Origin of the sequence: Sinorhizobium americanum, from assembly GCF_001651855.1 — a bacterium.
Taxonomy (GTDB): Bacteria; Pseudomonadota; Alphaproteobacteria; order Rhizobiales; family Rhizobiaceae; genus Sinorhizobium; species Sinorhizobium americanum.
This window is the reverse complement of sequence record NZ_LNQC01000047.1, coordinates 86,840-108,829: the sequence shown is the minus strand read 5'-3', so window position 1 is coordinate 108,829 and position 21,990 is coordinate 86,840. Positions and strand designations below refer to the sequence as shown.

Genomic DNA, 21,990 nt, shown 5'->3' with positions numbered 1-21,990 from the left:
TTCGGTTATTCGTAATCGCTGCGCGTCGGTCCGAAAACCGCCTCGAAGGCTTCCCTGATCCGTATGTCCACGTCGGTGATCATGACCGGCAGACCCAGGTCGACGAGGCTGGTCACGCCGTAATCGCGGATGCCGCAGGGCACGATGCCGTCGAAATGGTCGAGATCGGGATCGACGTTCAGCGAGAAGCCGTGGAAGCTTACCCATCTGCGCAGCCGGATGCCGATGGCGGCGATCTTGTCCTCGGCCATCGACCCGTCGGGAAGCGGCTGCTTTTCCGGGCGGCGCACCCAGACGCCGACTCGATCCTCGCGGCGCTCACCCTTGATGTTCATCGAATCGAGCGTTGCGATGACGACGCTTTCGAGGGCGGCGACGAAACCACGAACGTCCTGGCGTCGGCGCTTCAGGTCGAGCATCACATAGACGACCCGCTGACCCGGGCCGTGATAGGTGTATTCGCCGCCGCGACCGGTTGCGAATACGGGGAAGCGTCCGGGCGTTACCAAGTCGGTGTCATTCGCACTTGTTCCGGCGGTGTAGAGGGGCGGGTGCTCGACCAACCAGACCAGTTCGTCGGCCGTGCCGTCCGCTATCGCGGCCGCCTCCCGCTCCATCGTCTCGACTGCCTGTGGATAGTCGACGAGGGAGGGAGCGATGCGCCAGCGCACCGGCGGCGATTCCGGCACCGCAAACATGGTCTGGCTGAGATTTTCACGCTGCATGGGAAAGCCCGTTTGGTAATTTTTTCCGGCCTGTACATGGGGCCGCGCGCGGCAAGAGTCCAGCGTTTCCAGTGCTTCGCGGAGGGGGCGCGGAAATAGTTCCGTTTCCCGTCAAATTTCTGTCGTCTTACCCTTGTGCACCCTGAATCCTTTTGCTACATGCAGCCCCGCCGACGCAATCGGCACCTACCACGATGCGGTCGTGGCGGAATTGGTAGACGCGCAGCGTTGAGGTCGCTGTGGGGCAACCCGTGGAAGTTCGAGTCTTCTCGACCGCACCATCAAGATTAAGAAGGCCCCGTAACCTGATGGTTGAACGGGGTTTTTATTTTTCAGGCATTCGCCGCCGGAGGCGATCGACAGGCTCGGTTGCCAAATCGCCGCCGCGCGCACTGCTCCCTCCGGGCGTCGTTTCCCTCCCGGAATCGTTAGACAGCGCCCGGCTAGGCTACTCACGATGTCACCGTCCCTACACAACATTGTTTACCGCTAAATTCGTGAAATCCTAAAAAAAAAGTCGGCGAAAGGCCGGGTTTTGGTTATGCTCCTATTGTCATGACGGATTCGCGAGAAGCGCCGGCATGATGGGGTGACAGAGCGACGAGTCTTGCGGAATGGCGTCCTCGATCCTTGGATTAAGGCGCCGATCGATCGGTCCCGAACTGATGTGCGGATGTCGTCGTGAGCTGCTGCTTCGGCATTCGCTTGCAGTGTCGGTTAAGAAGGAACTTTGAAGTCAGGAAACCGTTCACTTGAAGCAATAGCCGATTGGCAGCGATCCCGGTTCAACCAAGCGGCTTGCCGCGGGAGAGCACGATGCAAAGGAGTGAATCTGACGTCTTCGACCTCTTTTCGGAGATCTATTCGAGTGCAGCGCAAGAAGAGATAAGTCTACAGGAATATCTCCTCGCATGTCGCGACGACAAGAGCATGTACGCCACCGCGCAGGAGCGGATGGTGGATGCCATTGGAGAGCCGGTTCTCGTCGATACCAGTGCTGACGAGCGTCTCGGCCGAATCTTCGCAAACCGAACCATCAAAATTTATCCGGCCTTCTCCGATTTCTTCGGCATGGAAGACACGATCGAGCGGATCGTCGGTTACTTCCGCTACGCTGCCCAGGGTCTCGAGGAGCGCAAGCAGATTCTCTACCTGCTCGGTCCGGTCGGCGGCGGTAAGTCGTCGCTTGCGGAGCGGCTGAAGAAGCTCATGGAGCAGCGGCCGATCTATACGCTCATGGTCGACGGCAAGATCAGCCCGGTCTTCGAGTCGCCCCTGGGCCTGTTTCACCCCGAGCGCATGGCCGACCTGCTCGAGGACAAATACGGTATCGCAAGGCGACGGCTGACCGGCCTGATTTCGCCCTGGGCCTCAAAGCGGCTCGACGAGGTCGGAGGCGACATATCGAAATTCAGCGTCGTCAAGCTGACCCCCTCGCGCCTGCGTCAGATCGGCATCGCCAAGACGGAGCCCGGCGACGAGAACAACCAGGACGTCTCCTCGCTGGTCGGCAAGGTCGACATCCGCCAGCTGGAAAACTACAGCCAGGCGGACCCGGATGCCTATTCCTATAGCGGCGGCCTGAACCGCACGACGCAGGGCCTGCTTGAATTCGTGGAGATGTTCAAGGCTCCGATCAAGGTCCTGCACCCGCTGCTGACGGCGACGCAGGAGGGCAGCTACAATGGCACGGAAAACTTCGGTGCCTTCCCCTATCAGGGCACGATCCTGGCGCACTCGAACGAATCGGAATGGCTGCAGTTCAAGAACAATCGCAACAACGAGGCGTTCCTCGACCGCATTTTGGTGGTCAAGGTTCCCTATTGCCTGCGCGTCACCGAAGAGAAGATGATCTATGAGAAGCTTCTCCGCGAGAGCGAGCTCTTCAACAATCCTTGCGCGCCGGAGGTGCTGGAGATACTGAGCCGCTTCACGGTCTCCACCCGGCTCGTCCCCCACGAGAACTCGTCGCTCTACACGAAGATGCGTGTCTATGACGGCGAGAACCTCAAGGATGTCGATCCGAAGGCGCGCTCGGTGCAGGAATATCGCGATGCCGCCGGCGTCGATGAAGCCATGACCGGCGTCAGCACGCGTTTCGCGTTCAAGGTTCTGTCGGAAACCTTCAACTACGATACGAAGGAGGTTTCAGCCGATCCCGTCCACCTGATGTACATCATGGAACAGGCCATCAAGCGCGAGCAGTTCGCGAAGGAAACGGAAGCGGCCTATCTCGACTTCATCAAGTCGGAACTCGCCAGCCGCTATGCCGAGTTCATCGGCCATGAAATCCAGAAAGCCTATCTGGAATCCTACAGCGAATACGGCCAGAACCTCTTCGACCGCTACATCGCCTATGCCGACGCATGGCTTGAGGACCAGGACTTCAAGGACCCCGACACGGGGCAGATTCTCAACCGCAAGATCCTCGACAGTGAGCTGTCTCAGATCGAAAAGCCGGCGGGCATTGCCAACCCGAAGGACTTCCGCAACGAGGTCGTCAAGTTCACCCTGCGGGCTCGCGCCAAGAATCATGGGCGCAATCCCTCCTGGACGAGCTACGAGAAGCTCAGGGAAGTCATCGAGAAGCGCATGTTCGGTCAGGTCGAGGACCTGCTGCCGGTGATCAGCTTCGGTTCCAAGAAGGACAGCGCGACCGAGAAGCAGCATGCCGAATTCGTCCAGCGCATGAAAGAGCGCGGCTACACCGAACGGCAGGTGCGTCGATTGGTCGACTGGTACATGCGCGTCAACAAGGCGGGCTGAGGTGCGGTTAGCAGGGGGCAGCATATGCCGAACTTTATCGACCGCCGCCTTAACCCGAAGGACAAGAGTCTCGGTAACAGGCAGCGCTTCCTGAAGCGCGCGCGCGAGGAACTGAAACGGGCCATCAAGGAACAGGTCAAGTCGGGCAAGATCGCCGACGTCGACGCTGATCACAACGTCTCGATGCCTGCCCGCGGCGTCAACGAGCCGACCTTCCAGCCGGCCGGCGACACGGGCGAAAGGAAATATGTCCTGCCCGGCAATCGAGAGTTCGCGGCGGGCGATCGTCTGCCGAAGCGGGCTTCCGGCGGGGGTGCCACGGGCGCTGGCGCCGGCACCGGGCGGAGCGAGGACGAATTTCAATTCGTGCTGTCGCGCGAGGAGGTGCTCGACCTCTTCTTCGAGGACCTGGAACTTCCCGACATGGTCAAGCTCAACCTCAAGGAGTCCGTCGCCTTCAAGCGGCGTCGGGCGGGCTTTGCGGCGACCGGTTCGCCCACGAACATCAATGTCGGCCGGACGATGCGCAACAGCTTCGGCCGCCGCATCGCCCTCCACCGGCCGGGGCGAAAGGAAATGGAAGCGATTGCCGAGGAGATCGCCAGGCTGGAGGCGGAGCCCAGGGCCGGTGCAAAGCACCAGCAGGACCTCGAGGAACTGCGCCAGAAGCTCGAAAAGCTGGAACGGCGGCGTCGGCGCATTCCCTATGTCGATCCGGTCGACATCCGCTTCAACCGCTTCGAGCCGCAGCCGCTGCCGAATGCCAGCGCCGTGATGTTCTGCCTTATGGATGTTTCCGCGTCCATGGGCGAACGCGAGAAGGACCTTGCGAAGCGGTTCTTCGTGCTGCTGCATCTTTTCCTGAAGCGGCGCTACGACAGGATCGACATCGTCTTCATTCGCCACACGGACGAGGCGGGCGAGGTGGATGAGAACACCTTCTTCTACAGCAAGCAGAGCGGCGGCACGATTGTCTCGACGGCGCTCGAGGAGATGCTCCGGGTCATTCGGGAGCGCTATCCGGCCCGCGAATGGAACATCTATGCCGCCCAGGCTTCGGACGGCGAGAACATCTCAGGCGACTCGGAGCGGTGCGCGTCGCTGCTGCACGATGATTTAATGCGGCTCTGCCAGTATTACGCCTATGTCGAGATCATCGACGAGCGCGAGACGGAGATTTTCGGCACTACCGACAACGGCACCTCGCTCTGGCGCGCCTATCGCACGGTCGATGGCGAATGGCCGAATTTCCAGATGACCCGCATCGCCAAGCCTGCGGACATTTATCCCGTCTTCCGGAAACTCTTCGGCAAACAGCCGGCTGTGCAAGCGCGTTAGGGAGAGGCGACCGGGATGCCAAAAAAGGGTGCGGCTTCAAACCTGCTGTTTCAGGGCTCCGACTGGAATTTCGAGACGCTTTCGCGCACCTACGACGCGATCGAGACCGTCGCGCTCGATGATCTCGGCCTCGACGTCTATCCGAACCAGCTCGAGATCATCTCTTCCGAACAGATGCTCGACGCCTATTCTTCCGTCGGCATGCCGTTGATGTACCAGCACTGGTCCTTCGGAAAGCGCTTCGTCTTCGAGGACCACCTTTATCGCAGAGGCAGGCGCGGCCTTGCCTATGAGCTGGTCATCAACTCCAATCCCTGCATCACCTACCTGATGGAAGAAAATACCATGGCCATGCAGGCCCTGGTGACGGCGCACGCGGCTTTTGGCCACAACCACTTCTTCAAGAACAATTACCTGTTCCGGCAATGGACCGATGCCAGCGCCATCTTGAGCTACATGGAGTTCGCCAAGAAATACATCACCAAATGCGAGGAGCGCTACGGGACGACCGCCGTGGAGGCAATCCTCGACTCCGCCCATGCGCTCATGGATCAGGGCGTCTTCCGCTACCGCCGGCCGCCGAGGCTGTCGTCGGAAAAGGAGCGGGAACGGATGCGCGAAAGACTGGAATACGAGGAGCAGACCTATAGCGACCTGTGGCGGACGCTGCCGACGACAGGCGAGAGCAGCGATCCGGACGCCGTCGAGCGCGACGTTTCGGAGCGCAAGAAGGCGCTCAACCTGCCGGATGAGAATCTGCTCTACTTTCTCGAGAAGACCAGCCTGATCCTCGAACCTTGGCAGCGCGAAATCCTGCGGATCGTCCGCGTCATCGCCCAGTATTTCTATCCGCAGCGGCAGACCAAGGTGATGAACGAGGGATGCGCGACCTTCGTTCACTACACGATCATGAACACTCTCTTCGACCAGGGGAGAATAACCGAAGGCGCGATGCTGGAGATCCTCCAGAGCCACACCAACGTCGTCTTCCAGCCCTCCTTCGACGATCCGCGCTTTCCCGGGATCAACCCTTATGCACTCGGCTTCGCCATGATGCAGGACATCGAGCGGATCTGCGTCGATCCGACGTCCGAAGACCGCGACTGGTTTCCCGACGTCGCCGGCAGCGGCAACTGGCGTGAGACGCTGCTGGATGCCTGGGCAAACCACCGCGACGAGTCCTTCATCCTGCAGTATCTGAGCCCAGCGCTGATCCGCAAATTCAGGCTGTTCCTGCTGTCGGACGAGGCGGACGAGAAATATTGCGAGGTTGCCTCGATTCACAACGAACGCGGTTACGAGGCGATCCGGGCGGCGCTTGCTCGAAGCTACGACATTGGCGCCAACCAACCGGACATTCAGGTCATGGACGTCGACCTTTTGGGTGATCGCCACCTACGGCTGCAGCACAATGTCAAGAACGGCGTCCTTCTCGAGGAGTCCAGCCGCGATGCGACGCTGCGGCATGTCCGTCATCTGTGGGGTTATGAGGTCAGCCTCGCCGGCGTCGAGGCCGAAACCGGCGAGACGCTCTACGAGTGCTCGACAGCGGATATAGAGGAAGATTAGCCGACGCGTTGCCCTCAAAGCGCATACGCGACGATCTTGGATGAGATCGTCGCGTATGCCGGCCGATCTGCGGTCACTTCTCGGTGCCGTCGGGCGCGACTTGCTGCACTTCTCCGCCGGTCCCGGTTTGCGCGGTCGGGTCCCGGTCGGTCGGCGCCGGTATCGCCGGCGTGGATTGATCCTGATTGACGCTGCCCGTTTGCTCGGTGGAAGGTCCGGGCTGCATCTGTTCCGTTTCCGCCGTCTGATCGCTGTCGATGGCTTCGCCCCAGATTGCGACCGCACCCCAGGCGACGAAGGCTAGCATGAGCCCGCCGAGGAGTACGGCCAATATCGCCGTGCCGCTGCGGCCCTGCTTTGCCTCCGCAGCCGAAAATCTCTTTCTCTCGGGGTCGTGCGTAGCACTTGTCGGATCGCCGCGTTCATCGAGATATTTAGCCATGGCATCTCTCCTTGGTTTGTCCCTGGAGAACGGGCTTGGCATCGCAATGTTCCGAGAGGGTCAGTCGCCCAGGGAATCGACCACGCTGCGGCGGATGAGCTTGTAGGTGTGGTCCGGCTGGACCTCGTAGGTCTCGTAAACCGTTCTGCCCTCGTGCAGGAACCGGTTCTGGATCTTCGCGCCGGGCGCCGCCTGGGTCTTCCGCGACGAGGCCGTCTCCCCATAGGTGAGGCTTCCGGGAAGCGGCTCGAGATCAGGCGTGGCGGTGCAGCCTGCAAGCGCCGCGGCGCAGAGGAGGGTGAGACGCAGATATTTCATCGCATGTCCTTCGGTTTCAGTTCGGTCTGTCGCTCGGCTCCTGTGTCCGAGTCGCGGGATTGGGGAGACTTCCGGCGTGAGCGACCCTATTGAAGCGTAGGCCCTCGCGCAACCGCAGGGCGCGGCCAGATCTCAGCGCAGTTTCTCGAACCGCTTCACCGCGCGATCCCGCTTCAGTCTCGACAGCCGACGGAGCCAGAAGATGCCGTCGAGCTGGTCGATCTCGTGCTGCAGGCAGACGGCCATCAATCCGCTGGCCTCCTCCTCGCGCGTCTCGCCCGCCATCGTCTGGTAACGGACGCGAACGCCCATCGGCCGCTCCACGTCCTCGGAAATGCCGGGCATCGAAACGCTGCCCTCGCTGTGGCGCGCCGTGACTTCCGAGTGCCAGACGATCTCAGGATTGACGAAGCAACGCGGACCCGTCTGGCGGTCCAGCTCGATCACCGTCACCCGTTTGAGGACGCCGATATGCGGGGCGGTGATGCCGATTCCGGGAGCCGCGCGCATCGTCTCGGTGAGATCGTCGACGAGGGCGCGAAGGTCATCGTCGAAACGGGTGACGATTTCGGCGCTGATCCCGAGCGTCGGATGTGGAAACCGGATGATAGGTCGAAGTGCCATGCGGATGCTCTCTTGCGTGAATGACTGCCTCGTTGTGCGTCGGAGCCGGCAGCCTTACTCGTTTCACTTTTTTCATGTGCATTTGCAACAGCTTGGAGAAAAGGTCCGCGGCCCCGCGTCGACATGTGGACCTTGGCGGAGCTTTGCGCTAGCAGGGCAATGGGCTGCTTATAGCGCAGGTTCAGGCGGCGTGTACTTCTGGAGGCGGGTCCATGAGCGATACAGGCGACGACGACCGCGGTTCTGAAGAACTCGCTGCCTTTGAGGGTTCGGACATCTATGCCGACGACGGTTCGGTCCGTTCGGATTTCCTGATGCATGTCGGTGCCGCGATCGCTGATCGCGACACGATCTATCTCCGCAAGCACGTCGCCGGCCTTCACGCGTCCGAATTGGGCGATCTGCTCGAGGCGATCCAGCCGGAACAGCGCCTGGCGCTTGTTTCCTTGCTCGGAAAGGAGTTCGACCTTGCCGCGCTGACCGAGGTCGATGAGGCGATCCGCCTAGATATCGTCGAGCACCTGCCGAACGAGCAGATCGCTGAAGCGATCGGCGAGATGGATTCCGACGACGCGGTCTACATCCTCGAGGATCTCGATCAGGAGGATCAGGAGGAGATCCTTGCCAAGCTGCCCTTCACCGAGCGCGTCCGTTTGCGGCGTTCGCTCGACTATCCGGAAAGCACCGCCGGCCGCCGCATGCAGACCGAATTCGTGGCCGTGCCGCCCTTTTGGACGGTTGGCCAGACCATCGACTACATGCGCGAGGACGACGATCTGCCCGAGAGTTTTACGCAGATCTTCGTGATCGACCCGACCTTCAAGCTGCTCGGCACCGTCGATCTGGACCGGGTGTTGCGCACCAAGCGATCGGTGAAGATCGATGCCATCATGCGCGACACCAGTCACTCGGTCCCGGCCGAAATGGACCAGGAGGAGGCGGCCCAGCTTTTCGAGCAGTACGACCTCCTGTCGGCGGCCGTCGTCGACGACAACGGACGGCTGGTCGGGGTTCTGACGATCGACGACGTCGTGGACGTCATCCAGGAGGAAGCCGAGGAGGACCTGCTGCGCCTTTCCGGCGTCGGTGACGAGGAACTATCGGACTCGGTCGCGGAGGCGTCCCGCTCGCGCGTCCCCTGGCTGTTCGTCAATTCCATGACCGCCTGCATCTCCGCGTCCGTGATCGGCCTCTTCGATGCCACGATCCAGCAGATCGTCGCACTCGCGATTCTCATGCCGATCGTCGCCGGCATGGGCGGCAATGCCGGCTCGCAGACGATGACGGTGACGGTGCGGGCGCTCGCCACGCGCGGCCTCGACATCCACAACGCACCCAGGATCATCCGCCGCGAGGCGGGCGTCGGCCTGTTGAACGGCATGATCTTCGGCAGCTTCATCGGCCTTGTGGCAGGCTTCTGGTTTCAGGACGTCCATATTGGAGGCATCATCGCAACAGCGATGTTGATCAACATGATGGCCGCGGCGCTGGCCGGCATCCTGATCCCGCTGCTCCTCGACAAATCCGGTGCCGACCCGGCGGTCTCCTCCGCCGTCTTCGTGACGGCCGTCACGGATATCACCGGCTTCTTCAGCTTCCTCGGCATCGCCACCTGGTGGTTCCACGTCACATGACCCCTCGTGTTTGACTTTTACGTCAAAGTCAATGATATTGAGGCTGTGATTTGATGGAACGGTGGCGTGAACAAGTACTATAGCATTACGGAACTGACGCGGGAATTCGGTATCTCCACCCGCACGCTGCGCTTCTACGAGGATGAGGGCCTCATCCATCCGGAGCGCCGCGGACGCACGCGCCTGTTTCGCCCAGCCGACCGGCATCTGATCAAGGAAATCCTTCGAGGCCGGCGCATCGGCTTCACGATCGCGGAAATCCGAGAGATCATTCAAATCTACAAGGACCCGCCGGGCGAGATGGGCCAATTGCAGCTCCTGATGAAGCGTGTCGAGGAGAAGCGCGAGGACTTGCGTCAAAAGCGCAAGGATATCGACGATACGCTCGCCGAACTCGACAATGTCGAGGAATCCTGCCTCACGCGCCTTGCCGAGATCGGAGTCGGGACATAGGAAACGCGTAGAAATATCCGCAATCTTCGAAAGGTGGCCGCGTGCCGCCTTTTGTCGTTCCGCCGTTCAGATCCACCGCGTGGTGTGTCGGCAATAGCGTTCGAATTCGAAGCCGAAACGCGAGAGCAGGTGCCGCTCCTCATTGCGTACGGCGATCAGCGTCGTCAGGGCGACGGCTACCATTCCCATCACGAAAAACCAGGGATTGAGGGTGATCAGGCCCAGGCCGACCATCGCGAAGGTATAGCCGAGATAGATCGGATTGCGGGTGAAGCGGAAAGGTCCGCCGGTCACGAGGCAGGTTGCACAGCGGTGGGGAAGCACGGCGGTGTGACGTTCGAGAAGGGCCTTGATGGCCCAGAGGTCGAGCAAGGCCGCAAGAAGGATCAGGGCGCAGCCCGCCAGCCACGGAAGCCAGCCATGCCCGTGGGCGACTGGAATGGGAAAAACGTGGCCGATGGCCACGGCGCCAAGGGCTGCCGCGCCGTAAATCAGCGGTGGCCATGGAAAATTCAGCGGCTTGGCACGATAGGCGTTCATGTCCTAGTCCCCCGACTGCGCTTCCATTGTGCATTGAGTGGCGATTCGCGCAATGCGTTCATCCGTTCTCAAGTCGATCTTCCCCTGGTTTAGATCCTCGAACAGGTTCTGCTCCTTCAGCTGGTCGAGCGTGCAGCCGCAAAAGACGCTGCACGAGATGCCCGATTCCTCACGGCTGCAGGCTTGCTCGCAGCTCAGCCGATAGGCCTGTGCCGGATCCGGGACGGGGGCGGGGACGACGAGAGAAAAGGCGTAGACGAGCCCGATGAGCAGCGGCTGGTGGATGAGGTATATGGCCAGACTGTGGCGCCCGGCGAAGGCGAGCGGCTTGATCCACAGCTTCCCCTGGTCGCTTCGCGCGGACTGCCACCGGCCGATGAGCATCGGGTGGAACAGCTTCGCCGCGCCGAGGCCGAGGAGAAACGGGGCTAGCCACGGCAGAAGCGGAACGTAATCATTGGAGCGCTGGATCGTTTCGGAGAGCCCGACCCACCAGAGCGCCGGCGTGTCGAAGAAGGCCGAGCGCAGATAGAGTGGCGCAGCGAAGGCGGCAGCCGCGGCGAGGAATGAGACCGGCGCCGGGAGCCGCAGGAAAAGAATGCCCACGAGGCTTGCCGCCGCGATCGCATGGAGAATGCCGAAAAAGATGAAGGACTGGGGCATCGCGAAAAAGGTGGCAACGCTGATCAGCGCCGCCGCCCCGGCGATTTTGGCGAAACGCTTAAGAAACGGGCGCGCGCGGAATTTCGGACTGTGGCCGAGAACCAGGCTGTAACCGGCGAGAAACAGGAAGCTGCTGGCGATCAGCCTGGCAAAAAGCCTCCAGCCGCCCGTGCCCGCCGTGCCCGCCGCCACATAGCCGACGAATTCCAGATCCCAAGTGAAGTGGTAGATCGCCATGGCGACGAGCGCCAGCCCGCGCAGCGCGTCGAGGAGATCAATTCGGCCCCTCCGCATCACCGCCGGCTGTTCGGTCGGTGTTTCCTCGATGGTCGTCGCAGAAGTCTCAGGCATGGCGTTGCCGTTCCGTTGAGAAAAGGAGGCGTTCGGCAGATCGCAGACTCGTCGCGATCTTGTTGAGAAGAAGACCGATTCTCGTCTTTGTCCAGCGTCGATCGTCGCTTCGCGGGCGCGAGTGAGGGCGGTCTACTGCGTGTCGGCGAGCAAGGCGTCGCGTGCTTCGGAGAAGAACTGCCTGCGCGTCAGCACGAAAATCACGAGGCACGTCAGCACGATGAAGACATAGGGGCTGATGAACCAGCCGAGATAGCCGATCGACAGGAAGATCGCCCTTAACCCGGCATTGAAATGCTTGCCGGCGAGGATGTTCATTCTGATGGCACGCTCGGCCGCCTGTTCTGCCACTCGGCGGTCGCGCGACATGTCGGCCGTCATCGGAATGCCGCCCATCAGGATGGAGCAGTAGTTGAACAGCCGGTAGGACCAGCCGAACTTGAAGAAGGAATAACCGAAGAGGCACGTCAGGCCGCCGACCTTCAGCTCGAATCCCGCCCGGCCACCGCGAAAAACCTGTGGCAGGTCGTTGAAGATCATCTGCACCTGTTCGGTCGCCCCGAGCAACGCAAAGCAGCCGCCGAGCGCGAAGATGGTCGTCGAGGCAAAGAAGGCGGTGCCGGCCTGCAGGCCGGCGATGATCTGAGTGTCGATCATCTTCAGGTCGCGATTGAGGGAGTTGCGAATCCACCGCGCCCTGTTTTCGTTCATCAGGCGGGTCAGGCTGATTCGCTTGAAATTGCGTCGGCCATCGGTCGCCCAATTGAAGCTGCCCCACAGCAGCAGGAAGATGCAGAGCGCTATGTAATCTTCGATCGTCATGCACGTCTTTTTGGCATGGCCGTTCGAAAATGCAAGATCGCTGCGCCGCACTCAGCCGGCTGGGCGATGTCGCACGGGCAAAATCCGATGTCGGTCGGTCGCCTGACCGATTGGCATAGGATCGCTTAGGCTTTCACCCTATATATAAGGACGATCGGGCCGCGTTCGGAAAGATTCGAGACGGCACCGATCCAATCGATACAGGGTTCTGGTCCGCACAGGCGGGGTGCTCTGTCAGGCGCTGGGGCAGGCAATTTCATGTTTCTTTCCGTCTTCGATGTTTTCAAGATCGGTATCGGTCCCTCGAGCTCCCATACGATGGGGCCGATGTCGGCGGCGAACCGTTTCCTCGATCTTTTGCTGTCGGACGAATGGCCGCGGCCGTCGCATGCCGCCGTCGCCGCGATCAAGGTCAGCTTGCACGGTTCCCTGGCCCATACGGGGATCGGCCACGGGACGGGGAGGGCGGTGATCCTGGGGCTGATGGGCGAGCGGCCTGATCTGGTCGACCCCGACCGGATGGACGCCATCATCGATGAGGTAGAGCGGACGGGCCGCATCACGCCCCCCGGCCATCCCTCCTATGTGTTTCAGCCGAAGACCGATCTGGTTTTCGACAAGAAAGTGCCGCTGCCGGGGCACGCCAATGGCATGTCCATTTCCGCCTTCGACCGCGACGACCGGCTGTTGTTGAAGCGGATCTATTATTCGATCGGCGGCGGTTTCGTGGTCACCGACACGGAGCTCGAAGCGATGCGAGCGACCAAGAATAAGTCAACCGGTACCAAAATCCCGTATCCCTTCGCGACTGCCCAGCAGATGCTCGATATGGCGGCGCGCTCCGGATTGACGATTGCCCAGATGAAGCGGGCAAACGAGGAATGTTCGATGTCGCGGGACGAACTTGATGCCGGCCTCGACCGCATCTGGTCGGCTATGGGCGCCTGCATCGATCGCGGCCTCAGTCAGGAAGGGATCATGCCGGGGGGCCTGAAGGTCCGCCGGCGGGCCCGGGCAATTCATGACAAATTGCAGGAGGAATGGCGCTCCAACAAGACCAATCCGCTGCTCGCCAATGATTGGCTGAGCGTCTATGCAATGGCCGTCAACGAGGAGAATGCCGCCGGCGGCCGGGTGGTCACCTCGCCGACGAATGGTGCGGCCGGTGTCGTGCCGGCGACCATCCGCTATTACCTGCATTTCCATGAGGATGCCGACCAGGAGGGTATTCGCGACTACCTGCTGACGGCCGCCGCTGTCGGCGGCATCATCAAGCACAACGCCTCGATCTCCGGTGCCGAGGTCGGCTGTCAAGGCGAGGTCGGGTCGGCTTCCGCCATGGCGGCGGCGGGCCTCGCAGCCGTGATGGGCGGCACGCCGGAGCAGGTCGAGAATGCGGCCGAGATTGCGTTGGAGCACCATCTCGGCATGACCTGCGATCCGGTCGCCGGCCTCGTTCAGGTGCCGTGCATCGAGCGCAATGCGCTCGGCGCGGTGAAGGCGGTGACCGCCGCGTCGCTTGCGCTCAAGGGCGACGGCAAGCATTTTGTGCCGCTCGACGCCTGCATCGAGACGATGCGGCAGACCGGCGTCGATATGAACGACAAGTACAAGGAAACCTCAACCGGCGGTCTTGCGGTCAACGTCGTCGAGTGCTGATGCCGAATCGTCTTTTGTGGACGAACCGGGTCAATCCGCTTGACCATAGGCGGCGGACGGGTGTTCAAGCATTGCCATGGCTTTGCATCTCATAAAGCTCTGCGTCGGCGCAGAATCCGTCGAAGACTTGCGCGAGTGGGTCGCCCGCAAGGCCTTGGCGGCTGTCGCGGCCGGGCTGGAGCCGCACTCCTTTCACACGACCCGGATGGTGCCGAAGCGCACCGAGGATATTCTCGCGGGCGGTTCGCTCTATTGGGTGATCAAGGGATATGTACAGGCACGCCAGCCGCTGATCGGCATCGAGACCTTCACCGACGGCGAAGGCATTGGCCGGTGCAATCTTATCCTGGGGCCGCAAGTGGTCGAAACCGAGCTTCAGCCGCGCCGCGCTTTCCAAGGTTGGCGGTATCTGGAGCAGAAAGAGGCGCCGCGCGATCTGGCGTCGCTTTCCTCCGACGGCGGCGAAATGCCGCTGGAACTGCGCCGTGAGTTGGCGGAACTCGGCCTCTTGTAACGGGCCGCGCCGCAAACAATGCACTCTTCGTGTCAGCCGATCCGGAGTCTCAAGGGATGCTGGCAACCGGCTGCAGTGACGTGTAGGTGTATTCCCGCACGCGGTTGGGTCGAGCGCCAGGCGCGGGCGCCATGCGTCAGCAGCATGGCCACCAGATCGCGCGTTTTCCCTTTGGAGCGGTTGAGACCGGCGTCGGCTATGCGCATGGCCGCCTCATGCAGCGGATGCAGGCCCATGCGCGAGGGCTTTCCCTTCCTTCCCGGTATCGCAATGATCCCGGGGACATTCTCGTTCACTGCCATGACAAACCTCGTTACGCTAAAACAATTTCCGAGGAGAACGGGCCGGAAAAACATCCGGCCGTGTCTGTCACTGCTGGCTGGCCCAGCAGGCGAAGCCCTTTTTCTTCAAGATCTTGCAGGCGTTGACCGCCTTGTTCTGGTCATCGAAACCGCCGAAGCGTGCCCGGTAGACCTGTGCCGAACCATCGCCGAATGCGATGGTGAACGGTGTTGCATCCCGCAGCACCTTGCCGCCTTTTTCCTTGGCATTGCCAAGGAGGGTCATGGCTTGTGCCTTGTCGGCCGTGGCACCGATCTGAATGACCCAGCCTTGCGGCTGTATGTCGGCTTGCATCCTTGCCTCGGCGCCGGCCGAAGCCTCTGCCTTGGCGACCGAATTGGTGATCTGCGTATCGACGTCGGCCGAGACGGCGGCCTGGCGGGTGAGCTTGGCGCTTTGGGCATCGAGCGTGTTCGGCGCAGCCTTGGCAGCCAGGACCGGATTGTCGGAAGCGGGCTTTTCGGCTGCATAGGCCATTTCGACGCTGCCGGCGCTTTCGCTACCGTAACGGAAATCCGGTACCGGACCGGTGTTCGGCAGGTCCGAAGCGGCGGCGACGGATGCGGCTGCAGCGACGGCTTGCACTTCGGCCTCGGCGACGGCCGTTTCCGTAACGGTGTCGACCGGTGCGGCCGGCGCTTCGGCGATCAGGTTGCCGTTGCCGCGACGCGAGGCGGTCGGCATGTACTTGGCGACCAGCTTGCGCATCTGTGCGTCGCGGGAGCCGCCGGAGGTTCCGCCCATCACCACGGCGACGATGCTGCGACCATCGACTTGGGCGGAGGTCACCAGATTAAAACCGGAAGCACGCGTGTAGCCGGTCTTGATGCCGTCGACGCCGCGTACATTGCCGAGGAGGCGATTGTGGTTGCCGATCGTCTGCTTGCCGAAGCGGAAGCTACGGGTCGAAAAGTAATCGTAGTATTGTGGGAAATGCTGGCGCAGGGCGAGACCGAGCCGGGCCTGATCGCGTGCGGTGGTCTTCTGTTCCGCATTCGGTAGGCCATTGGCGTTGCGATAGGTCGTCCGCGTCATGCCGAGGGCGCGCGCCTTGTTCGTCATCATACGGGCGAAGCGCTGTTCCGATCCACCGAGCAGCTCGCCAAGAGCCGTCGCCGCGTCGTTGGCCGATCGCGTCACCAGCGAAAGGACAGCCTGTTCGACGGTGATCGACTTACCGGCGCGGACACCGAGCTTCGACGGCGGCTCCGCCGCGGCCTTCTTTGAGAAAGGGACCGGGGTGGATTTGCTGATCCGGCCGGCCTCGAGCGCCTCGAAGGTCAGGTACAGCGTCATCATCTTGGTGAGCGAAGCAGGATAGCGCAGCTGGTCCGCATCCTCCCCATAGAGCACCTTGCCGGTCTTCGCGTCGACGACGATGCCGGCATATTTCGGATTGGCGGATGCCGGTGTCGAGAGGGCCAAACTGGCGACGACGCCAGCGAGGACGACCCGCCCTATCACCTTTGCAAAGCCGCCGAGCGGACGTTTAGCGAGATCAAAAAAAACGGATCGAGACACTGCTTTGCTCTTCATTCTTATGTCATGGGTGTCGTCCGGACGCGGTCTCCGGATACGACCGTTCCCGAGACACTATCGGGATAGCGTTACCAATCGGTTTATGATGAATGATTGGTTTCCGGGGCGGTTTGTCTTGTTCGGCTATGGCACCGCTGGCCGCATCGGCGAGCAGGCTGCCTCGACCACGACTCTTTGACAAATTCACGGCACGAGTCGGTCTCGGATGAAACTTTCCAACGAGGCATCGATTGCTTGCCATTCCGGCAACAACTTTGCCGAGAAACGGTAGAGAATGCTGAGATCCTTGCCCGCGTGAAAGTCACGCTGGCAATCGGCGCTTGTCGAGGTCGCGGGGCTGCCCGGCAGGAGGCAACGCAGGGCAAAGGGTGGGCGGCCGGGTCGAGCAGCAGCGAAGAAGGCTTCGCCGGCATAACTGGAGCTCGGCTTGGCATCGTATTTGGTGAGCCCCGCCGGGCCGAGTTGAGCGCTCTCCTCCAGAATGTGGCGATAGATCGGCTCGAGCCGCCCCGACATGTCGCGGGACATGGTGCTTTGTGAGATTTGTATGAAGATTAGCCTTTCTGGCTGATCGACATCATTGAACACATGGCGGGTCGCGTCGCTGTAGCCCTCGAGTGTCGGCCATGTGAGATACAGATCGACCCGCTCGGCGACACCCGTGGCACGCTGGCTGTCGAAGCGAATGACATTGGCCGGTAGGCGCAGATGATCCTGTCCGATGAAGATATCGAGGCTTTCGCGGCTAGAGGTATGTCCGGCGCGCGCCAGCTTCTCACCGAGCCACGGCGTGGACAACGAAATAGCCAGCACGAGCGTTGCCAGAAGCCCGACCGCCGCGATGACCATGTAGGCGAGGCGTGGCGAAAGAAGCGGCGCAAGTTCCGGTTGGGGACTCAAGGGCTCGTTCACGAGAGGTGCCGTCCGTAGCGATGGCGTGGCCGATTGGAGATGCACGCTCCTCCATCCTTCGTCTGGCCGACTCCGGCGGCGGTCGCTCCCTGACGCTCGCCCAGCATGGTTAATTTTCGATGAAGCGCCTGCTGTGTGTCGCACAATGAAATATGGGCCGGTTCCGGGGACAAACGGAACCGGCCCAGGGGCTTGGTCTGGACGGGGACCCTGACCGAAGCCCGTGTGGCATTCATGATGGCCGCCGCCTGCGGACCTACTCGGTGCGGACCGTACCCACGGCAACCGCGCGGCCGTCCTGCAGTTTCACCCACCTCCCGGCATTTTCGGACGATTGGCGCTTCAGGAAGGTGTATTCGGTCTCGGACCACAGCAGGACCTTGCTGCGCATGTTGTCGAGAATGAAATCGCCGCGATCGGTGCGCACCGTAAGCACAGCATGGCCGTCGCCGTTTGGCTGCAGCACGACCGTGATCAAAAGATCGGCCGGGGAAAAGCCGCTCTCGATCAACTTGCGACGCTTCAGGAGCACGTAGTCCTCGCAATCGCCGACGACATCCGGATAGGACCACTTCTCTTCCACGTCATGGATTTCCATGTCGGTCATCGGCGTGATCGCCTGGTTCACCTCGTAATTGACCTCGAGGATTTTCTTCCACCCATCGCGCGTCAGTATGGCGGGGCCGCGGTCGGCACCTGTCGGCGAACATTCGGACGAATGGCCCTTACAGAACTCGTAGTGGCCGACCGGCGGGTTGGTCGAGCCGCCGACGGTCATATTCGCCGGAAGGGCAAGGGCAGGGCCTGCCAGGAAGCCTGCTATGAGAGCCGCAGCGGCGAACGTCTTGGCGATTATGTTGTGCATGTTTGTCTCCCCGTTGTGGTTCGACAATGTCACAAGGCTTTTTATCGGCAGCGAATATCCGAGGTAAAAATAAGTACAAATGAGAATAACATAAGAATAAAACTCGAATAGAACTTGAGTTGAATAAGAATAAAATTCGGCTAAATTTTTATCGAATTTTGCCTTGAGCGGCCCCCGAGGCAAACGGCATATGATTGAAAAACATGGGTAATTTATTCACGTGATGGCTTGGCGCAGAGACGCGGCCTTTGGGCACGGCCCCGCCATTCACCCGGGAGATGGGCGAAATGGTAGCTATAAAGTTAATCAGCGGTAGACTTGTCGTAACTGACGATTAACCAAAAAATATCTCGCCCTAAGCTTGGGTGCGTCGGCGGTAATTCTAAAGGATTGAAGGGGACGTTCATGGGCGAGCGGAATGGCAGCCAGTGGCGGTACACGCAGGGACGGCGAGATGGCGCGGGATGAGCGGCTTCAGGATATAGGTAGTGCAGCGTTTGGCGCGCTGTGTCCTGACCTTTCAGCGCAGTGCATCTCTCAGGACGCGCAAAGGACGCTGTAAATCTTTGAAGCTACGCATCGTGCTTTCCGAAAATCGGGTCGGATTTTCGGGCCGATGCGCTAGAGGAACTCGGTCAGCGCCTCGCGCGCATGGACGCCGGAAAACTCGATCGCGACGCCCTCCTGGAAATGTCGCACGATCCTGCCTTTCATACCGTTGCCGAGCTTGACCCCCGTTCCGATGGCGGGGCGAACATCGATATCGATCGCCGCACCCGAGAGCGAAAGGTCGATGATGCGGCAGGCATATTTCTCGCCGGTGTCGACGGTGAGTTCGGTCACAGTCTTGCGTGGGGCAAGGCGGTCGTGGCGCCGATCTTCCGGCAGCCCCAGTTCGTGCTTGTTGGCGATCCAGGTGAGCTGCGCGGCGAGCTTCTCGCGCTTGCGCTCGGTGGCGTTCAACTGGATGACGAACGCATCCTCGCCGAGTCTGGAGACGGTGCCTTCGAGGCGACCGACATGATCAATATAGGCAATGATGCGCTCGCCGGCGCGCGGCCGCGCCGCGGTCGCGAAAAGCACGTCCCCCGGCGACATGTCGACCGCGGTGCATTCATATTCGTCACGATTGGCAAGCATCAGCCGCCCCGCGAGATTTACCGAAACGCGCTGGAAGGCGTTCTCTTGGTGGGGCCTCGGGCCGCTGTTTTGGGCGTGCTGGAACGAGAACATGGTCACTCTGCGATCGACATATGCTTGCACGCGGAAGTATAGGCGTCGCCGGTTAATAGAAGGTTCGCCAGAGGTCTGGATGCATGCCCTCGTCAGCCACGCTTGCCGCCGTCAAGGATGCGCAAATGAGACACGTTGCGGTTGTTGCCGCCGACCAAGCGCGCAACGCGTGAGTTTGTTTCAGCCGATGGCGCATAGGAGCGATCGAGCGGCAGGTTAGGGGAAGCATCGGGAAGGCTGAGGCCGGTTGTGACAAGATGAGTAAGTGGCGTCATGTGCAGCCAGACGGGGCGGGCGAGGGCAGAGAGCGCGCCAAGCAGCCGGTCGTTCATGCCGTCGGGCGATGCCAGGGGCGCAAGCAGCAGTTCGACGTCGAGCTCGTCACCAGCTTCCGTGGAGCCGCGGGCATAGAGCAGCATGGGTGTCATTTGCGTCATCACGTCATCGGCAACGCGGGCGATTCCGTCCGCTTCCGAGTCCAGCCAGAGGTCGCAGAATTGTCCGTCGCGCAATTCATGGCCAAACAGCGCGCAGACCCCGGTGCCGGCGAGGCGAAAGCGAACGTCTCCGCTTGCCTGCCTTTGAAGAATGAAAAGATCGGGCAGCAGTGAACGGATATGCGCCGGATCGATTTCGTCCCGGCGGGGGAGGTCGCGATTGCCGCGGACGGCATTCCAATACTGGAACAGCTCCATTGTTGTTCTTCTGCACATACGGGCGATACACTCCCTGACTAGGTGGGCGGCTGTACCGGAGTGATACAGGTGGCTGCCTCTCGCTCGGTCCTGAAAAGGAAGGAGCGATTTCCGTGCCACGTGGAAATTAAGGTTAATGATCGGTTTCGCTTGCTTGCGAGGGCGGCGGCTGGCATTTCGTCGCCATCACTTCACGAAGGGTTGCCTTCGGCACATCGACTGGAGCACCGGATTTGGGCTCGATGGCCGTTCAGTTTTTACTGGACGGCCTTTTTTTGTTTGCTTATCCCTTTGCGCGTCGTCGGCACCGCCCGGACGGCAGAGACACGGCCGTCGTAGGCACGTGAGCAGGAAGTGAGTGATGGATCAGGATCAGCCGGCGACACCAGTCGATGGCGAAAACACGGTAAGTCGCAGCCGGGAACCCGCCTTCAATCTTCCGCAGGGCCTGACCTTCGTTCTCCTCTTCCTGGTCGCAATCCACGCGATCAGAAATTACGTTCTGCCGGAGACGCTGGATCAGGAAGTCATTCTCAACTTTGCTTTCCTGCCGGCGCGCTACACGATCCCGCTCAGCGATCAGGGTCTCGTCTGGCTGTGGACACCCGTAACCTATTCGTTTCTCCACGGCAGTTGGGAGCATCTGATCTTCAACATCTTCTGGATGGTCGCGTTTGGCGCGCCGGTCGTGCGCCGTATCGGCGTCGCACGCCTCTCCATCCTCTGGTGTCTATCGGCTGCGGCGGCCGTCGCTCTGCACGTCGTCTTCCATTGGGGCGAGATGGCGGTGGTTGTCGGTGCTTCGGGCGTCGTCTCCGGCTTCATGGGAGCGGCGGCGCGCTTCGTCTTTTCGCCGAGCGGCCGCATCAGCCGCCAGTTCGCCCATCTCAACCGGCGGCTTTCGCTCGTGGAAACGCTCGGAAACCGGTCCGTACTGGTGTTCACCGGGATATGGTTCCTGACCAACTTTCTGATCGGCCTCGGCCTCTTCTCGATGGGAGGCGCGGGAAGCGTCGCCTGGGAGGCGCATATCGGCGGTTTTCTCTTCGGCTTCCTTCTGTTCGGTCTATTCGATCCGCGCAATTAAGGCAGATGGAGTGCCGCATCCGGCGTCGCAGCGGGCTGAAGGATTGTTTCACCTTCAGGACCATCGTGATGTTCTTCGCTCAGAAGAGACTGAACGACCTCGCGCGAAGGCTTGATTTCATTGGAGTCCTGACGCACCATTCACCACGGTCGCCGATCACCCAACGTGAAGCGGCCGCTGAAAGGCCGGGTATGCGCTTCGTGTGGAGGCACGAGCGCCTTATCGGGTCGGGTTCCTGCGGCCGACTGTCCGTAAAGCATCTTCACGAGCGTCTGGATGCGTGCGCAGCAGTTGATACGGCGAGAGCCTCTCCCCGCGAGCCCGGTATTGTCGCAACGGGAGATGTGTGCATGTCAGTCAAAGCAATTCTCAATGAAAAGGGCCGTAGCGTCGTAACCGTCACGCCTCAGGTGACAGTGCAGCAGGCGGCAACATTGCTCCATGACAATCATATCGGTGCCGTGGTTATCGTCGATGCGGATGATCATATCGTCGGCATTCTCACCGAACGCGACGTCGTCGCCTCCGTTGCCAAATATGGTGCCAGCTGTCTCGACAAACCGGTCTCCTCGGTCATGTGGCAGAACGTCTATTGCTGCGGCGAGGAAATGACAGTGCAGAGCCTGATGGAAATGATGAGCAAATTCCGCGCGCGCCATCTTCCGGTTGAGAGTGAGGGCCGCCTGGCCGGCATCATATCGATCGGCGACGTCGTGAAATACCATATTCGCGCCATCGAGCGCGAGACTGAAGAAATCAAGGCTTACATCGCCGGATAGAGCGCCGCGCGTTCATTTGAACGCGCAAAGGACGCTCTAACAATTTGAATCTAGAGCATCTTTTCTCTCTCAGAGGTTCTGCTTGAAAGCAGGATGTTCTAGAGGCGAGGGTGATTCAAT

The 21,990-nt window shown here is 60.9% G+C and carries 22 protein-coding genes and 1 tRNA gene; 10 read left to right on the top strand and 13 right to left on the bottom strand.

Annotation, left to right across the window (positions count from 1 at the left end; all coding sequences use genetic code 11):
- Positions 1–5: 5 nt before the first annotated feature.
- The gene (gene lipB, locus ATC00_RS10520) at positions 6–725 is read right to left on the bottom strand and encodes a lipoyl(octanoyl) transferase LipB (RefSeq protein WP_064252715.1); all 720 of its coding nucleotides are present in this window, start codon (positions 723–725) and stop codon (positions 6–8) included.
- A gap of 196 nt (positions 726–921) precedes the next feature.
- Here lipB and ATC00_RS10515 point away from each other — a divergent pair.
- The 4 genes from ATC00_RS10515 (at position 922) to ATC00_RS10500 (ending at position 6,398) form a co-directional block, all read left to right on the top strand.
- Positions 922–1,006 (top strand) — tRNA-Leu (locus tag ATC00_RS10515).
- Between the two features lie 535 nt (positions 1,007–1,541).
- A complete protein-coding gene (locus ATC00_RS10510; RefSeq protein WP_037383083.1) occupies positions 1,542–3,491 on the top strand; it encodes a PrkA family serine protein kinase in 1,950 nt (649 codons plus the stop codon).
- Between the two features lie 24 nt (positions 3,492–3,515).
- The gene (locus ATC00_RS10505; protein ID WP_037383085.1) at positions 3,516–4,829 is read left to right on the top strand and encodes a YeaH/YhbH family protein; all 1,314 of its coding nucleotides are present in this window, start codon (positions 3,516–3,518) and stop codon (positions 4,827–4,829) included.
- Positions 4,830–4,844: 15 nt separating this feature from the next.
- Complete coding sequence (locus tag ATC00_RS10500; RefSeq protein ID WP_064252714.1) at positions 4,845–6,398, top strand: SpoVR family protein; 1,554 nt, start codon at positions 4,845–4,847, stop codon at positions 6,396–6,398.
- Positions 6,399–6,471: 73 nt separating this feature from the next.
- On the opposite strand, the gene ATC00_RS10495 is transcribed toward ATC00_RS10500, so the two are convergent.
- The 3 genes from ATC00_RS10495 to ATC00_RS10485 form a co-directional block, all read right to left on the bottom strand.
- Positions 6,472–6,840, bottom strand: coding sequence for a hypothetical protein (locus ATC00_RS10495; protein ID WP_064252713.1), 369 nt, complete (start codon positions 6,838–6,840; stop codon positions 6,472–6,474).
- Positions 6,841–6,900: 60 nt separating this feature from the next.
- Positions 6,901–7,158, bottom strand: coding sequence for a hypothetical protein (locus tag ATC00_RS10490; RefSeq protein ID WP_064252712.1), 258 nt, complete (start codon positions 7,156–7,158; stop codon positions 6,901–6,903).
- A gap of 132 nt (positions 7,159–7,290) precedes the next feature.
- Positions 7,291–7,782 (bottom strand): peptide deformylase, encoded by a 492-nt coding sequence (locus ATC00_RS10485; protein ID WP_064252711.1) that lies wholly within the window; start codon positions 7,780–7,782, stop codon positions 7,291–7,293.
- Between the two features lie 212 nt (positions 7,783–7,994).
- On the opposite strand from ATC00_RS10485, the gene mgtE reads away from it, so the two are divergent.
- Positions 7,995–9,416, top strand: coding sequence for a magnesium transporter (mgtE, locus tag ATC00_RS10480; RefSeq protein WP_037383094.1), 1,422 nt, complete (start codon positions 7,995–7,997; stop codon positions 9,414–9,416).
- A gap of 66 nt (positions 9,417–9,482) precedes the next feature.
- Positions 9,483–9,869 carry a MerR family transcriptional regulator gene (locus tag ATC00_RS10475; protein ID WP_037383096.1) on the top strand — a complete coding sequence of 129 codons (387 nt, stop codon included), beginning with the start codon at positions 9,483–9,485 and terminating at the stop codon, positions 9,867–9,869.
- Positions 9,870–9,935: 66 nt separating this feature from the next.
- Here the strand turns inward: ATC00_RS10475 and ATC00_RS10470 are convergent, their stop codons facing one another.
- From ATC00_RS10470 to ATC00_RS10460, 3 genes are all read right to left on the bottom strand, one after another.
- A complete protein-coding gene (locus ATC00_RS10470; RefSeq protein WP_064252710.1) occupies positions 9,936–10,409 on the bottom strand; it encodes a methyltransferase family protein in 474 nt (157 codons plus the stop codon).
- A gap of 3 nt (positions 10,410–10,412) precedes the next feature.
- On the bottom strand, positions 10,413–11,423 hold the full coding sequence (locus tag ATC00_RS10465; RefSeq protein WP_064252709.1) for a heparan-alpha-glucosaminide N-acetyltransferase: 1,011 nt from the start codon (positions 11,421–11,423) through the stop codon (positions 10,413–10,415).
- Positions 11,424–11,555: 132 nt separating this feature from the next.
- Positions 11,556–12,245, bottom strand: a complete 690-nt coding sequence (locus tag ATC00_RS10460; protein WP_037383102.1) for a DUF599 domain-containing protein — start codon at positions 12,243–12,245, stop codon at positions 11,556–11,558.
- A 258-nt stretch (positions 12,246–12,503) separates the two neighbouring features.
- Between ATC00_RS10460 and ATC00_RS10455 the strand changes: the two genes are divergently transcribed.
- Positions 12,504–13,904, top strand: coding sequence for an L-serine ammonia-lyase (locus ATC00_RS10455; protein ID WP_037383104.1), 1,401 nt, complete (start codon positions 12,504–12,506; stop codon positions 13,902–13,904).
- Between the two features lie 76 nt (positions 13,905–13,980).
- Positions 13,981–14,418 (top strand): DUF1489 family protein, encoded by a 438-nt coding sequence (locus tag ATC00_RS10450; protein ID WP_037383106.1) that lies wholly within the window; start codon positions 13,981–13,983, stop codon positions 14,416–14,418.
- 32 nt (positions 14,419–14,450) lie between these two features.
- Here the strand turns inward: ATC00_RS10450 and ATC00_RS10445 are convergent, their stop codons facing one another.
- From ATC00_RS10445 to ATC00_RS10420, 6 genes are all read right to left on the bottom strand, one after another.
- Positions 14,451–14,720 carry a hypothetical protein gene (locus tag ATC00_RS10445; RefSeq protein WP_037383109.1) on the bottom strand — a complete coding sequence of 90 codons (270 nt, stop codon included), beginning with the start codon at positions 14,718–14,720 and terminating at the stop codon, positions 14,451–14,453.
- Between the two features lie 67 nt (positions 14,721–14,787).
- Positions 14,788–16,302: a D-alanyl-D-alanine carboxypeptidase gene (locus ATC00_RS10440; protein ID WP_064252708.1), complete on the bottom strand. Its 1,515-nt coding sequence runs from the start codon at positions 16,300–16,302 to the stop codon at positions 14,788–14,790.
- Between the two features lie 180 nt (positions 16,303–16,482).
- Positions 16,483–17,211, bottom strand: coding sequence for a hypothetical protein (locus tag ATC00_RS10435; RefSeq protein ID WP_064252707.1), 729 nt, complete (start codon positions 17,209–17,211; stop codon positions 16,483–16,485).
- 256 nt (positions 17,212–17,467) lie between these two features.
- Positions 17,468–18,076 (bottom strand): transglutaminase-like cysteine peptidase, encoded by a 609-nt coding sequence (locus ATC00_RS10430; protein ID WP_064252706.1) that lies wholly within the window; start codon positions 18,074–18,076, stop codon positions 17,468–17,470.
- Between the two features lie 621 nt (positions 18,077–18,697).
- Positions 18,698–19,309, bottom strand: coding sequence for a PilZ domain-containing protein (locus ATC00_RS10425; RefSeq protein ID WP_037383115.1), 612 nt, complete (start codon positions 19,307–19,309; stop codon positions 18,698–18,700).
- 92 nt (positions 19,310–19,401) lie between these two features.
- On the bottom strand, positions 19,402–20,022 hold the full coding sequence (locus ATC00_RS10420; protein ID WP_162843161.1) for a PAS domain-containing protein: 621 nt from the start codon (positions 20,020–20,022) through the stop codon (positions 19,402–19,404).
- A 343-nt stretch (positions 20,023–20,365) separates the two neighbouring features.
- Here ATC00_RS10420 and ATC00_RS10415 point away from each other — a divergent pair, with 343 nt between their 5' ends.
- Together ATC00_RS10415 and ATC00_RS10410 are read left to right on the top strand one after the other, a co-directional pair.
- The gene (locus tag ATC00_RS10415) at positions 20,366–21,091 is read left to right on the top strand and encodes a rhomboid family intramembrane serine protease (protein ID WP_064252704.1); all 726 of its coding nucleotides are present in this window, start codon (positions 20,366–20,368) and stop codon (positions 21,089–21,091) included.
- Between the two features lie 350 nt (positions 21,092–21,441).
- Positions 21,442–21,870 (top strand): CBS domain-containing protein, encoded by a 429-nt coding sequence (locus ATC00_RS10410; protein WP_064252703.1) that lies wholly within the window; start codon positions 21,442–21,444, stop codon positions 21,868–21,870.
- The last annotated feature ends 120 nt before the right edge of the window (positions 21,871–21,990 follow it).

Excerpts from the sequence above, each read along its gene's own strand:
- ATC00_RS10455 (WP_037383104.1), top strand. The coding sequence starts at position 12,504 with ATGTTTCTTTCCGTCTTCGATGTTTTCAAGATCGGTATCGGTCCCTCG.
- ATC00_RS10425 (WP_037383115.1), bottom strand. The coding sequence starts at position 19,309 with ATGTTCTCGTTCCAGCACGCCCAAAACAGCGGCCCGAGGCCCCACCAA.
- ATC00_RS10465 (WP_064252709.1), bottom strand. The coding sequence starts at position 11,423 with ATGCCTGAGACTTCTGCGACGACCATCGAGGAAACACCGACCGAACAG.
- ATC00_RS10445 (WP_037383109.1), bottom strand. The coding sequence starts at position 14,720 with ATGGCAGTGAACGAGAATGTCCCCGGGATCATTGCGATACCGGGAAGG.
- ATC00_RS10485 (WP_064252711.1), bottom strand. The coding sequence starts at position 7,782 with ATGGCACTTCGACCTATCATCCGGTTTCCACATCCGACGCTCGGGATC.
- mgtE (WP_037383094.1), top strand. The coding sequence starts at position 7,995 with ATGAGCGATACAGGCGACGACGACCGCGGTTCTGAAGAACTCGCTGCC.
- ATC00_RS10460 (WP_037383102.1), bottom strand. The coding sequence starts at position 12,245 with ATGACGATCGAAGATTACATAGCGCTCTGCATCTTCCTGCTGCTGTGG.
- ATC00_RS10510 (WP_037383083.1), top strand. The coding sequence starts at position 1,542 with ATGCAAAGGAGTGAATCTGACGTCTTCGACCTCTTTTCGGAGATCTAT.
- ATC00_RS10490 (WP_064252712.1), bottom strand. The coding sequence starts at position 7,158 with ATGAAATATCTGCGTCTCACCCTCCTCTGCGCCGCGGCGCTTGCAGGC.
- ATC00_RS10410 (WP_064252703.1), top strand. The coding sequence starts at position 21,442 with ATGTCAGTCAAAGCAATTCTCAATGAAAAGGGCCGTAGCGTCGTAACC.
- ATC00_RS10500 (WP_064252714.1), top strand. The coding sequence starts at position 4,845 with ATGCCAAAAAAGGGTGCGGCTTCAAACCTGCTGTTTCAGGGCTCCGAC.
- ATC00_RS10420 (WP_162843161.1), bottom strand. The coding sequence starts at position 20,022 with ATGTGCAGAAGAACAACAATGGAGCTGTTCCAGTATTGGAATGCCGTC.
- ATC00_RS10415 (WP_064252704.1), top strand. The coding sequence starts at position 20,366 with ATGGATCAGGATCAGCCGGCGACACCAGTCGATGGCGAAAACACGGTA.
- ATC00_RS10495 (WP_064252713.1), bottom strand. The coding sequence starts at position 6,840 with ATGGCTAAATATCTCGATGAACGCGGCGATCCGACAAGTGCTACGCAC.
- ATC00_RS10450 (WP_037383106.1), top strand. The coding sequence starts at position 13,981 with ATGGCTTTGCATCTCATAAAGCTCTGCGTCGGCGCAGAATCCGTCGAA.
- lipB (WP_064252715.1), bottom strand. The coding sequence starts at position 725 with ATGCAGCGTGAAAATCTCAGCCAGACCATGTTTGCGGTGCCGGAATCG.
- ATC00_RS10470 (WP_064252710.1), bottom strand. The coding sequence starts at position 10,409 with ATGAACGCCTATCGTGCCAAGCCGCTGAATTTTCCATGGCCACCGCTG.
- ATC00_RS10430 (WP_064252706.1), bottom strand. The coding sequence starts at position 18,076 with ATGCACAACATAATCGCCAAGACGTTCGCCGCTGCGGCTCTCATAGCA.
- ATC00_RS10505 (WP_037383085.1), top strand. The coding sequence starts at position 3,516 with ATGCCGAACTTTATCGACCGCCGCCTTAACCCGAAGGACAAGAGTCTC.